This window comes from Clavibacter rahimiani (assembly GCF_052654495.1).
In genome coordinates this window covers 1,465,494-1,477,413 of sequence record NZ_CP199790.1, presented here as the reverse complement: position 1 = coordinate 1,477,413, position 11,920 = coordinate 1,465,494, and the positions used below count along the sequence as shown (strand labels likewise).

General features: G+C 75.9%; 13 protein-coding genes. 6 read left to right on the top strand and 7 right to left on the bottom strand.

Annotation, left to right across the window (positions count from 1 at the left end; genetic code table 11):
* Positions 1 to 67: 67 nt before the first annotated feature.
* The 5 genes from ACT7CP_RS07045 to ACT7CP_RS07025 all read right to left on the bottom strand — a co-directional run bounded on the left by ACT7CP_RS07045 (position 68) and on the right by ACT7CP_RS07025 (position 3,805).
* A complete protein-coding gene (locus ACT7CP_RS07045; RefSeq protein WP_445443888.1) occupies positions 68 to 1,060 on the bottom strand; it encodes an oxygenase MpaB family protein in 993 nt (330 codons plus the stop codon).
* A gap of 150 nt (positions 1,061 to 1,210) precedes the next feature.
* Positions 1,211 to 1,744 (bottom strand): DUF1697 domain-containing protein, encoded by a 534-nt coding sequence (locus tag ACT7CP_RS07040; RefSeq protein ID WP_445443887.1) that lies wholly within the window; start codon positions 1,742 to 1,744, stop codon positions 1,211 to 1,213.
* A 103-nt stretch (positions 1,745 to 1,847) separates the two neighbouring features.
* On the bottom strand, positions 1,848 to 2,570 hold the full coding sequence (locus ACT7CP_RS07035; protein ID WP_445443886.1) for an FAD-binding oxidoreductase: 723 nt from the start codon (positions 2,568 to 2,570) through the stop codon (positions 1,848 to 1,850).
* 8 nt (positions 2,571 to 2,578) lie between these two features.
* Positions 2,579 to 3,193, bottom strand: a complete 615-nt coding sequence (locus ACT7CP_RS07030) for a sulfite oxidase-like oxidoreductase (protein ID WP_445443885.1) — start codon at positions 3,191 to 3,193, stop codon at positions 2,579 to 2,581.
* 57 nt (positions 3,194 to 3,250) lie between these two features.
* The gene (locus tag ACT7CP_RS07025; RefSeq protein ID WP_445443884.1) at positions 3,251 to 3,805 is read right to left on the bottom strand and encodes a GNAT family N-acetyltransferase; all 555 of its coding nucleotides are present in this window, start codon (positions 3,803 to 3,805) and stop codon (positions 3,251 to 3,253) included.
* Between the two features lie 36 nt (positions 3,806 to 3,841).
* Between ACT7CP_RS07025 and ACT7CP_RS07020 the strand changes: the two genes are divergently transcribed.
* Complete coding sequence (locus ACT7CP_RS07020) at positions 3,842 to 4,348, top strand: metallophosphoesterase family protein (RefSeq protein WP_445443883.1); 507 nt, start codon at positions 3,842 to 3,844, stop codon at positions 4,346 to 4,348.
* Positions 4,349 to 4,351: 3 nt separating this feature from the next.
* Here the strand turns inward: ACT7CP_RS07020 and ACT7CP_RS07015 are convergent, their stop codons facing one another.
* Positions 4,352 to 5,584: a M20/M25/M40 family metallo-hydrolase gene (locus tag ACT7CP_RS07015; RefSeq protein ID WP_445443882.1), complete on the bottom strand. Its 1,233-nt coding sequence runs from the start codon at positions 5,582 to 5,584 to the stop codon at positions 4,352 to 4,354.
* Positions 5,581 to 5,943: a hypothetical protein gene (locus ACT7CP_RS07010; protein WP_445443881.1), complete on the bottom strand. Its 363-nt coding sequence runs from the start codon at positions 5,941 to 5,943 to the stop codon at positions 5,581 to 5,583. Before ACT7CP_RS07010 ends, ACT7CP_RS07015 begins: the two co-directional genes overlap by 4 nt.
* Positions 5,944 to 6,083: 140 nt before the next feature.
* Here ACT7CP_RS07010 and ACT7CP_RS07005 point away from each other — a divergent pair, with 140 nt between their 5' ends.
* From ACT7CP_RS07005 to ACT7CP_RS06985, 5 genes are all read left to right on the top strand, one after another.
* Positions 6,084 to 7,013, top strand: coding sequence for an oxidoreductase (locus ACT7CP_RS07005; RefSeq protein WP_445443880.1), 930 nt, complete (start codon positions 6,084 to 6,086; stop codon positions 7,011 to 7,013).
* Between the two features lie 64 nt (positions 7,014 to 7,077).
* Positions 7,078 to 8,766, top strand: a complete 1,689-nt coding sequence (locus ACT7CP_RS07000) for a long-chain-fatty-acid--CoA ligase (protein WP_445443879.1) — start codon at positions 7,078 to 7,080, stop codon at positions 8,764 to 8,766.
* A gap of 97 nt (positions 8,767 to 8,863) precedes the next feature.
* The gene (locus ACT7CP_RS06995) at positions 8,864 to 9,862 is read left to right on the top strand and encodes an SDR family oxidoreductase (protein ID WP_445443878.1); all 999 of its coding nucleotides are present in this window, start codon (positions 8,864 to 8,866) and stop codon (positions 9,860 to 9,862) included.
* A gap of 9 nt (positions 9,863 to 9,871) precedes the next feature.
* Positions 9,872 to 11,320: a phytoene desaturase family protein gene (locus ACT7CP_RS06990; RefSeq protein ID WP_445443877.1), complete on the top strand. Its 1,449-nt coding sequence runs from the start codon at positions 9,872 to 9,874 to the stop codon at positions 11,318 to 11,320.
* A 78-nt stretch (positions 11,321 to 11,398) separates the two neighbouring features.
* Entirely contained in the window at positions 11,399 to 11,845 is a 447-nt protein-coding gene (locus ACT7CP_RS06985) for an SRPBCC family protein (RefSeq protein ID WP_413963217.1), read from the top strand.
* Positions 11,846 to 11,920 lie beyond the last annotated feature (75 nt).

The following is an 11,920-nucleotide window of genomic DNA, read 5'->3' as shown; positions in this document are numbered from 1 at the left end:
TAGCCCGCGCCGCCGACATCGCCCGTCCGCGGGCGGGAGACGGCGGGACGCGCGGGATCCGGCCGGATCAGGCCGCCGGGCGCTCCCGGTGCCCGGCGTCGCCGCGGTCGCGGCGGGGGCAGGGGTCGATCGTGGCGTCCGCCACGGGCTCGCCCCGCAGCCGCGCGATGCGCTTGAGCGCGGCCTCGTGGCTCGTCGACTGCTCGCCCATCACGCGCCCGGCGACGCCGAGCATGACCCGGGTCGACGCGAGCGCCGGGAGCGGGAACGGGCCGAAGGACGCCTTGTCGAGGCCGAGGAGCTCGCGGTAGCGCGGCTCGAGCGAGGCCACGGCGCCGGCGAAGAGGACGCGGTACGCCGGCAGCATCGACGCACGGAGCGGCGGCTCGCGGAGGAAGGAGATCGTCTCGCGGGTGCGCTCGTCGGCGCGGAGGAGTCCCTGGTCGTGGAAGGCGTCGATCTGGGCGTGCAGCTCGGCGTAGGAGCGCGGCGGCGCCTCGACGCCCATCAGCTCGCCGGCCTTGGCCCACTCGGCGACGTAGCGGTCGGGCCCGCCGGGGATGGGCGGCCCCCACTGCAGGTGGGTGCTGAGGAACGCGTCGGTGAACACGATGTGCACCCAGCTCAGCAGGTCGGGGTCGTTGGCGCTGTAGGGGCGCTCGACGCCGCGGCCGTCGACGAAGGTGCCCTGCACCTTGCGGTGGTACCCGCGGACGCGTCGGCTCACGTCGACGGCGGTGTCCCGGTCGCCGAAGGACGTCGTGACGACCCAGCGCACCGTGCCCGCGAGGCGGCCGAGCGGGTCCTCGCGATATCGGGACCAGTCGTGGACACCGGCCATGGCGCCCGGGTGGAGCGTCTGCATGAGGAGGGCGCGGATCCCGGCGACGAGCGACGGCATCCCGCCGTGCACGGCCCAGACGGCGGAGCCGGGGCCGAACCAGCCCTCGTCGTCGCCCTTCTCCAGGTCCTGGATCCACTGGGGCCGCCCCTCGGCATCCGCGGAGAACGTCTCCAGGATGTGGGACTTCCAGCGGTCCGCGAATCTGCTCACGTCCACGAACCTATCCCCCCGTCCGCGCCGTGAGGAGGCCCCCGCGCCCGGGATCGGGCTCGGGGGCGTGACGGGTGCCTGAGCCCACCCCCGTGCGGGGGGCATGCGGCGACGGGCTGCGGGCGTCATGGCTCGCGAGGCTCGCGGGGCGGCCCGTCATGCGTCGAGCAGCGCCACGAGCGCGGCCACCGTCCGGGCGTTGCGCGCCGTCACGGATGCGCCGAGGCCGCGCCAGAACGCCGGGGGCACGCGCGAGGCGGAGACGCCGTCCGGGTGCCACGAGTACACGGCGCCGTCCCCCATGGCGACGAGGTCCGGGGCGATCGACGCGGCGGGCGGGGCGCTGGGCACCGGATCCAGCGGGCGGTCGAGGAAGGAGACGAGGAGGCGCGAGGGATCGTCGGCGACCGGGCCGAACGGGATCCCGGCCGCGATCCGGCGGAAGTCGTCCGCCGCGACGAGGTGGACGTCGGCCGTGACGCCGGTGGCGAGCCGCACGGCGTCCTCGATCGCCACCGCGGCCCCGAGCCCGCTCGGGCGCTCGTGGTCGACGACGGCGTTGCCGCTGCGCAGGTGCGTGCGGACGCCGCGGTAGCCGAGCCCCTCGAGCGCGGCCGTGAGGGCGGACATGGGGACCTGCTTCGCGCGCCCGACGTTGATCCCCCGCAGCAGCACGACCGACCGCTCCACCTGCCACCCGCTCCCCGCGGCGCCGTCGCCGTCCGCACCAGTGTGGCGCGGTCCGCGCACGAGCGGAACCGCCGGGGCGCGAGCGGCCGACCGGGCCGCGCCCTCAGTCCCCGGACGGGCCGAACTGCTCGATGCGGATCGCGTCGCGGTCGACCCCCGCGTCGAGGAGGAGGCGCGTGGCACCGCCCGCGAAGGCGGTGGATCCGCAGACGAACGCCACGCCGGCGCCCGCGGCGAGCCCCGCGACCTCCTCGACCCTGAGCCGCCCGAAGCCGCGCGCGCCGTGCCGCTCGCGCGTCGTCGCCACGAGCGCCCCCGCGGCCTCGAGCTCCGCACGGCACGGCACGTCGGCGGCCGTGCGCGCCGAGACGGCCGCCCGGACGAGGTGCGGGACGCCGAGGCGCCGGGCGTGCCGGAGCATGGACACGAGCGGCACCGCGCCGGTCCCGCCGCCGAGCGCGACGGCGGGGGTCGCGCCGTCCCAGACGAAGAAGCCGCCGATGGGCAGCCGCATCTCGATCTCGTCGCCCACCTCCGCGATGTCCGCGAAGAACCCGCTGACCTCGCCGTCCTCGTAGCGCTCGATCAGCAGCTCGACGCCCGCCTCGTGCGGCGCCGAGAGGATCGAGTACGAGCGCTGCGCCGTGTAGCCGTCCTCCGCGCGCAGCCGCACGACGCAGTGCTGGCCGGGCAGGTGCGGGATCCGGTCGGGCACGTCGAAGCGCACGAGGACGGTCGCGGGCGTCGGGTGCTCGAGCGCGACGACGGTCGCCGTCCGCCACTCGCCCCCGACCGAGGCGGGGACCGCGGGCACGGGCACGGGCACGGGCACGCTCAGCGGTCGCCCTGGTAGCGCTGCTCGCGCCACGGGTCGCCGCGGTCGTGGTAGCCGTTGCGCTCCCAGAAGCCCTGCTGGTCGTGGTCGAGGAGCGTGAGGCGGGCGATCCACTTCGCGCTCTTCCAGAAGTAGAGGTGCGGCACGAGGAGGCGCGCGGGTCCGCCGTGGTCCGCGGCGAGCGGGCGTCCGTCGGCCTCGAACGCGATCCAGGCGCGGCCGCCGCGGACGTCGTCGAGCGGGAGGTTCGTCGTGTAGCCCGAGTGCGAGGTCGCGAGGACGAAGCGGGCCTCGGGCAGCGGGCCGGCCGCGTCGAGGAGGGTGTCGACGCTGACCCCGGCGAAGCGCGTGTCGAGCCGGGTCCAGGTGGTGACGCAGTGGATGTCGCCCGCGTACTCGGAGCGGGGCAGCGCGTGCGCCTGGTCCCAGTCCCACGAGGTCTGGCGCTCCACGAGGCCGTCGACCGCGATCGACCAGCGCGACTCGGGGAGGTTCGGCACGGCCTCAGCCGTGAGGACGGGCCAGCCGCCCTGCGTGTCGTACTGGCCGGGCGGCAGCCGGTCGGCCGCGCCCTTCCGGGGGCGGCCGACGAAGCCGCGGGTGATGCCGGTCATGGGCGCCTCCTGCTGGGGCGGATCGGGACGGGGGTCGCATCCATCATGCCGCGCGGGTCAGCCGACGGCCGGGTCGGACACGGACGCGTCCGCGTCGGACGCGGACGCATCCGCGGGGGCGGACATCATCGCGACCGCGTGCAGGCCGTCGTCGTCGACCAGCTCCCCGACCCGGGCGAAGCCGAGCCGCCCGTGGAAGGCGAGCGACCCCGGGTTGGGCGGGAGCGTGTTGACCTCGCACGTGACGGCGGCGCGGCCGGTGCGGCGGGCCTCCGCGAACACGCGGGCGTAAAGCACCTGGCCGAGCCGGAGCCCGCGGTGCCCGTCGGCGACGACGATGCGGTCGACGTACAGGCCGTCGGCGCCGCGCTCCTCGAACCAGCGGTAGTTGGCGCTGTCGTAGGCGCCGCCCGGCTGCATCGCGAGCAGCATGCCGAGGGGCGGGGCGTCCGGCGCGTCGGCGTCGACCACGGCGATCGCGAGGTCGGCGTGCGCGAGCACCGCGCCGAGCGACGCGGCGTCCATGGGCGGGACCGCGGGCACGGCGGCGTTGTTGAGCGGCACCATCCAGTCGAGTTCGGCGGGCACGAGGTCGCGGGTGGCGGGGGTCACGGATCGAGGGTACGGGAGCCGCGTACCGTGGGATCCGTGACCGCATCGCTCGTCCTCCTCAGCGACACCCACCTCCCGAAGCGGGCCCGGGACCTGCCGCGGGCGCTCTGGCGCGCGATCGACGCGGCCGACGTCGTGGTGCACGCGGGCGACTGGGTCGACGAGCCCGCCCTCGACGCGCTCGAGGCCCGCTCCGCCCGGCTCCTCGCGTGCTGGGGCAACAACGACCCCGCGGGGCTGCGGGCGCGGCTGCCGGAGACGGCGCGCGCGACCATCGAGGGGATCCGGTTCGCCGTCACGCACGAGACGGGCGCGTCGACGGGCCGCGAGCGGCGGATGGACGCCGCGTTCCCCGCGACCGACGTGCTGGTGTTCGGCCACAGCCACATCCCCTGGGACACCGTCACTCCCGCGGGCCTGCGGCTCCTCAACCCCGGCTCCCCCACCGACCGGCGCCGCCAGCCCGACTTCACCTGGATGACCGCGACGGCCGACGCGGGGCGGCTCGACGTCGAGCTGCACCGGTCGGCCACGCGCGACTAGGGCCTACGCGGCGGGCGCTCCCGGCACCGGGCCGTCGGCACGGCCGCAGAAGTCGAGGATCGCGCCCTCGAGCACGTCCGCCAGCCGCCGGATCGAGTCGACCTCGGCCCACTCCTCGGCCGCGTGCGCCCCGCCGCCCGTGACGCCGAGGAGGATGCACGGGATCCCGGCCTCCTGCACGAGGCCGGCGTCGGTCCAGAAGGGCTCGCCGCGGTGCGGGACGGCTGCGCCCGTGATCCGCTCGCCGCTGTCGAGGACGGCGCGCGCGAGCGGACCCTCGACGTCGGCCTCGAAGGCTGCGCGGGCCACGAGCACCTCGAGCTCGGCGTCCATGTCCGGGGTGCGGGCCGCGACGGCGTCGACGGCGGCGCGGAGGCCCGCCTCCACGTCGGCGGGCGACTCGCCCGGGAGGAAGCGCCGCTCGACCGTGAGCACGCAGGAGTCCGCGACCGTCGCCGCGTCCGACCCGCCGTGGATCCGCGACACGCGCACCGCGCCCGACCCGAGGAGCGGGTGCCGGGGCCCGGCGGCGAGGCGCGCGGCGAGGGCGTCCAGCTCGCGGAGCACGAGGCCCGCGTGCGCGACGGCGTCCACGCCCTGCTCCGGCATGGATCCGTGCGCCGCCCGCCCGCGCAGCCGGATCTCGTACCAGCCGAACCCGCGGTGGGCGACGATCGCCTCCGACTGGCTGGGCTCGGAGATCACGGCGCCGTCGACGCGCGTGCCGTCGGCGGCCAGGGCGCGGAGCGCCTCCTCGCTGCCGATGCTCCCGAACTCCTCGTCGGCGACGAGGGCGAGCACGACGTCGCCGCGCGTCCCCGTGCGCCGGGCCCGGTCGGCCGCGACCATCATCGCGGCGAGGCCCGCCTTCATGTCGAACGCGCCGCGGCCGAGGAGCCGGCCGTCCTCGATGCGCGGCAGGAGGCCGCCGCGCTCCGGGTCGCCGGGCGGGACGGTGTCGAGGTGGCCGTCGAGGAGGATCGTGCGGCCGCCGCCCGTGCCGCGCGCGGTCGCGAGCACGGTCGGGCGGCCCGGGGACTCCTCCAGCACGCGGACCTCGAAGCCGCGGGCGCGGAGCCACGCGGCGGCGTGCGCGGCGACGGCCGCCTCCCCCGCGGCGCCCGGCACGAGGTCCGGGTTGGTCGAGTCGATGCGGATGAGCTCCGCGGCGAGGTCGACGGGGTCCGCGGGCCCGGCGGCGGCGTCCGCGGCGGGGCCGAGGTCCGGGCCGCTCACGCGCGCGGCGGGAGGTCGTCGGCGGGCAGCGCGGGGACGGCCCCGTCGCCGTCATCGAGGAGGCGGAGCGCGCTCTGCGGCACCACGACCCGGCGGCTGGCCGTGCCGTCGTCGTCGTCGTCGTCCGACCCGAGCTCGACGACCCAGGCGCGGCCGCGCGCGGTCGGCACCGGGCTGACGCTGCGCAGGCCGTCGGAGGCGGAGGCGACCACGAGGCCCACGGGCTCGCCGTCGAGCGCGGGGTCGCCCGTCGCGGCGGCGCCGTCGAGGATCACGACCACGGCCCCGACCCCGATCGCGTGCGACTCCGCGCCGCCCCGCTCGTCCTCGGATCCGTCCCGGCCGCGTCTCATCCACATGCCCCCATCGTCCCATCGGGCGCCCCTGCGGCGGCTCCGGCGCGCGGCCCGCGACGACCCTGCAGGCCGGTGCCGCCGCCGCACGGCCGACGCCCGGCCGACGTCGGTACCGTGGGGATCCCACCCGACAAGGAGTCCGCGTGCCCCGTCCCACCGACATCATCATCAGCCCGCTCGACGGGAAGCGCGCCGTCGTCACCGGCGGCAACAGCGGCCTCGGCCTCGAGACCGCCCGGCGCCTGGCGGCGGCCGGCGCGTCCGTGGTCCTCACGTCGCGCGACCCGGAGCGCGGCGAGGACGCGGCCGGCGCCATCCGCGACCGCCACCCCGGGGTGCACGTGGAGGTCGGATCCCTCGACCTCGCCGACCTCGCCTCCGTGCGCGCCTTCGCCGACCGGGAGGTCGCGCGCGGGCCGATCGACATCCTGGTCAACAACGCCGGCGTCATGGCCCCGCCGGACCGACGCGAGACGCGCGACGGCTTCGAGATCCAGCTCGGCACGAACCACCTCGGCCACTTCGCGCTGACCGGCCTGCTCCTCCCGGCGCTGCGGGCGGCCGAGGCGCCCCGCGTCGTCGTCGTCTCGAGCCTCGCGCACTGGATGGGCCGCATCGCGTTCGGCGACCTGCAGTCCGAGCAGCGGTACAGCCCCTGGGCGGCCTACGGCCAGGCGAAGCTCGCGAACCTCCTCTTCATGCGCCGCCTGCAGGCCCTCTCCGACGAGCGGGACTGGGGCCTCACGGCGGCCGCGGCGCACCCCGGCATCACCTCCACGAACCTCGCGAAGAACGGACCCGGATCCGGCCCGCGGGGCGTCGCCAGCGACCTGGCGGCGAAGTTCGGGCCGGCGGCCATGGGCCAGGACGTGCGCGTGGGAGCCCTCCCGCAGATCCAGGCCGCGACCGGCCTCGGCGTGCACCCCGGCGACTACTACGGCCCGGCGGGCCCCGGCGGGATGAGCGGCATGCCGCACCTCGCCGCGTCGAGCCCGTGGTCGAAGGACCCGGAGCTCGCCCGCCGCCTGTGGGACGCGTCCGAGCAGCTGACCGGGGTCGTCTTCCCCGCCTAGCCCGCGACCGACGCAGGTCCGATGCGCCCGGGTCACCCCCGGGCGCATTCCCTATGGTGGGGACATGAGCATCGACGCCGACCGGCCCTGGGTACGCAGCTACGCGGACGGGGTGTCGGCGGACATCCCTCCCGTCATCGGATCCCTCGTCGACATGGTCGAGCGCTCCATCCAGCGGCACTCCCGGGCCGTCGCCCTCGAGTTCTTCGGCCGCGAGACGACCTACCGCGAGATGGGCGACCAGATCGCCCGCGCCGCCGAGGGACTCCGCCGACTCGGCGTGCGGAAGGGCGACCGCGTCGCGCTCGTCCTGCCGAACTGCCCGCAGCACATCGTCGCGTTCTACGCGGTGCTCCGCCTCGGCGCGATCGTCGTGGAGCACAACCCGCTCTACACGCCGCGCGAGCTCCGCCACCAGTTCGAGGACCACGGCGCGCGCGTCGTGATCGCGTGGAACACGGTCGTCGGCACCATCCAGGACATGCCGCGCGACGTGCCCGTCGACACCATCGTCTCCGTCGACCTGACCCGTGCGATGCCGCTCGCGACGCGCCTGAAGCTGCGCCTGCCGATCCCCGCCGCGCGCCGGGCCCGCGCCGCCATCACCGCGCCCGTCACCGGCACGGTCACCTGGGAGGAGCTCGTCTCCCACCGCCGCATCGCCGCCTCGCGCCCGCGTCCCGAGCTCGACGACACGGCGATCCTCCAGTACACGAGCGGCACCACCGCGACGCCCAAGGGCGCGATCCTCACCCACCGCAACCTGCACGCCAACGCCATGCAGGGCCGCGCCTGGGTGCCGGGCCTCGCGGACGGCGGCGAGACGGTCTACGGCGTCCTGCCCATGTTCCACGCCTACGGCCTCACGCTCTGCCTCACCTTCGCCATGGCCATCGGCGCGCGCCTCGTGCTCTTCCCCAAGTTCGACGTGGACCTCGTCCTCGCCGCCGCCCGGAAGCACCCGCCGACGTTCCTCCCCGCCGTCCCGCCCATCTACGAGCGGCTCGCGCGCGGCGCGAAGGAGAAGGGGGTCGACCTCACGGGCGTCCGGTTCTCCATCTCCGGGGCCATGAACCTGCCCGTCTCGACCGTCCAGCTGTGGGAGGACCTCACGGGCGGCTACCTCGTGGAGGGCTACGGCCTCACCGAGACCTCGCCCGTCGCGCTCGGCAACCCCATCGGCCCGTCCCGCCGGCCCGGCACGGTCGGCGTCCCGTTCCCGAGCACCGAGGTGCGCGTGGTGGACCCCGAGGACCCGACGGTCGACCGGGCCGCCGGCGAGGAGGGCGAGCTGCTCATCCGCGGGCCGCAGGTCTTCCAGGGCTACTGGCGCCGGCCCGACGAGACGCGCGCGGCGCTCCTCGACGGCGGCTGGTTCCGGACGGGCGACATCGTGCGCGTCGACGCCGACGGGTTCACGACCATCGTCGACCGGATGAAGGAGCTCATCATCACGGGCGGCTTCAACGTCTCCCCCAGCGAGGTCGAGGACGCGGTCCGCGAGGCCCCCGGCGTCCAGTCCGTCGCGGTCGTCGGCCTGCCGTCCGCGAACGGCGGGGAGGACGTGACCGCCGCGGTCGTGCTGGAGCCCGGCGCGACCCTCGACGAGGCCGCCATCCGCGAGTACTGCCGCACCCATCTCGCCGCCTACAAGGTGCCGCGCCGCGTCGTGCAGGTGGACGCGCTGCCCACCTCGCTCATCGGCAAGGTGCTCCGCCGCCAGGTGCGCGAGGACCTCCAGCGCGAAGGCTGACCGCCGCCTGGCAGGTCGTGCCGTCGGGCGGCCTCGGAGACGCGGCCGCCCTACGGTGGAGGAGCACGTTTCGTGCACCAACGAACTGAGGAGCGCCATGACCCGAGGCATCGCCGTCGTCACCGGAGGAACCGCAGGCCTGGGACGGGCCACCGTCCGGGAGCTCGCGGACCGGGGCTGGGACGTGGCCGTGCTCGCCCGGGGCGAGGACGGGCTCGCCGGTGCCGTCGCGGACATCGAAGCCCGCGGACGCCGCGGGCTCGGGATCCCCACCGACGTCGCCGACCGCCTCGCCGTCGAGGCCGCGGCGGACCGCGTCGAGGACGAGCTCGGCCCCATCGACCTCTGGGTCAACGACGCCATGGTCGGCGTCTTCGGCGAGTTCCTCACGACCGACCCGGCCGACTTCGAGCGCGCCACGGCCGTCAACTACTTCGGCTTCGTCAACGGCACGCGCGCCGCGCTCTCCCGCATGGTGCCGCGCGACCGCGGGCACGTGATCCAGGTGGGCTCCGCGCTCGCCCACCGCGGGATCCCGCTGCAGGCCGCCTACTGCGCGGCCAAGCACGCCGTGCAGGGCTTCACCGAGTCGGTGACGACCGAGCTGATCCACAACGGGAGCGCGGTCGTCATCTCCACCGTCGACATGCCCGCTCTCAACACCATCCAGTTCAACTGGGTCAAGTCGCAGCTGCCGCACCACCCGCAGCCGGTGCCGCCCATCTTCGAGCCCGAGGTGGGCGCGCAGGCCATCGCCGCGGTCGCCGACAAGCCGAAGCGCCGCAACTGGGTGGGCGAGCCGACGGTGAAGACCGTCCTCGGCAACCGCTTCGTCGCGAACTGGCTCGACGGCTACCTCGCGAAAGTCGGCTACTCGGGCCAGCAGGCGCCCGACAAGACGCAGCCCATGCTGCCCACCAACCTCTACACGCCGACCCCGGGCGACCACGGCGCGCGCGGCATCTTCAGCGACCAGGCCCGCACGATGAGCCCGCAGATCTGGATCGTCCGCAACCGGGCGAAGACCGTCGCCATCGGCGTGGGCGCGCTCCTCTCGGGCGTCGTCGCCGGTGCCGCCGCGCTCCGTCGCCGCTAGCCTCGACGCATGGGTGACATCGACGCGATCGTGGTCGGCTCGGGGCCGAACGGGCTGGCCGCCGCCGTGACGATGGCGCGGGCCGGACTCCGCGTCGAGGTGCACGAGCGCGCGGACACGATCGGCGGCGGCAGCCGCACGGCCGAGCTCACGCTCCCCGGCTTCCACCACGACGTCTGCTCCGCGGTGCACCCGATGGCGCTCGCGTCCGGGTTCTTCCGGGCGTTCCAGCTCGACCGGCGGATCGATCTCGTCGTCCCCGAGATCTCCTACGCGCATCCGCTCGACGGCGGCCGCTCCGGCATCGCGTACCTCGACATCGAGCGCACCGTCGACGCGCTCGGCGTCGACGGCCCCGCGTGGCGGAGCCTCATGGGACCGCTGGCGGCGACCGCCGACCGCGTGGCCCAGTTCACGAACGGGCCGCTGCTGCAGGTGCCGCGGCACCCGCCGACGGCCATCCGGCTGGGGCTCCGCGCGCTCGAGCAGGGGTCGCCCCTCTGGAACGCGCGCTTCCACGGCGACGTCGCGCCCGCCATGTTCACGGGCGTCGCGGCGCACGCGATCCAGACCATGCCGAGCGTCTCGACCGCCGCGGCCGCCCTCTCCCTCGGCGCCTACGCCCACGCGCGCGGCTGGCCCGTGCCGATCGGCGGCAGCCAGGCCATCGTCGACGCGATGGTCGACGACCTCCGGTCCCACGGCGGCGAGGTCGTCACGGGGTCCGAGGTGCGCACGCTCCGCGAGCTCCCGCCCGCCCGCGCCGTCCTCCTCGACACGAGCGCCCGCGCCCTCGCGCGCATCGCCGAGGACCGCCTCCCCGCGCGCTACCTCCGCGCGATCCGCCGCTTCCGCTACGGGAACGCCGCCTCCAAGGTCGACTTCGCGCTGTCCGGCCCCGTGCCGTGGACGGACCCCGAGCTCCGCCGCGCGGGCACGCTGCACGTCGGCGGCACGCGCGCCGAGATCCAGCGCGCCGAGCACGACGTGGCCGCGGGCCGCCACAGCGACGACCCGTACGTGCTCGTCGCGCAGCCGTCCATCGACGACCCGGGCCGGGCACCCGAGGGGCAGCACGTGCTGTGGGCCTACACGCACGTGCCCGCGGGATCCACGGTCGACCAGACCGAGGCGATCACCCGCCAGATCGAGCGCTTCGCCCCCGGCTTCCGCGACCTGATCCTCGCGTCCCACAGCGTCGACGCCGTGGGCATGGAGGAGCACGACCCCAACTACATCGGCGGCGACATCGCGTCCGGCGCCGCGAGCGTGTGGCAGCTGCTCGCGCGACCGGTGCTCTCGCCGGATCCCTGGCGGACGCCCGCCGCGGGCGTCTACCTCGCGTCGAGCTCGGCCACCCCCGGGCCCGGCGTGCACGGCATGGCCGGCTACCAGGCGGCCCGGAGCGCCCTGCGGCACGAGTTCGGGATCGAGCGCGGGCCCGACCTCTCGCTCTAGCGGCGTCGGCGGAGCCGGTCGAGCCGGCCGAGCTCCGACGGATTACCGCAGCCTGGACGCGGACGGCAGACTGGGGGCATGTCCGTCACCCGCCGCCGCATGAAGTGCTCCCCCTCCGACGTCGCCGAGGTCATCTCGGACGGCTGGCTGTTCCCCGCGTGGGTCGTCGGCGCGTCCCGGATGCGCGCGGTCGACGACGCCTGGCCCGCGGTCGGCGCGAAGCTGCACCACTCCTTCGGCTCCTGGCCCGTCCTCATCGACGACGCCACCACGGTGCTCGAGTGGGACGCCCCGCGCCGCATGGTGATGCAGCCGAAGGGCTGGCCCATCGGCGAGGCGCGCGTCACGATCGAGGTGCGGACCCTGCCCGACGGCTGCGAGGTGCGCATGACCGAGGAGGCCGTGCGCGGACCCGGGCGCCTCGTGCCCGGCCCGCTCATGGACCTGATGCTGCACGCCCGCAACGTCGAGACGCTCCGCCGCCTCGCGTTCCTCGCCGAGGGTCGGCGCGCCGGCCGCGCCTGATCCCCGCGGCGCCCCGCCGCCGCGGACGCACCCGGAGCGCGCCGTCGCCTCCGCGCCGTCGCCTCCGCGTCACCG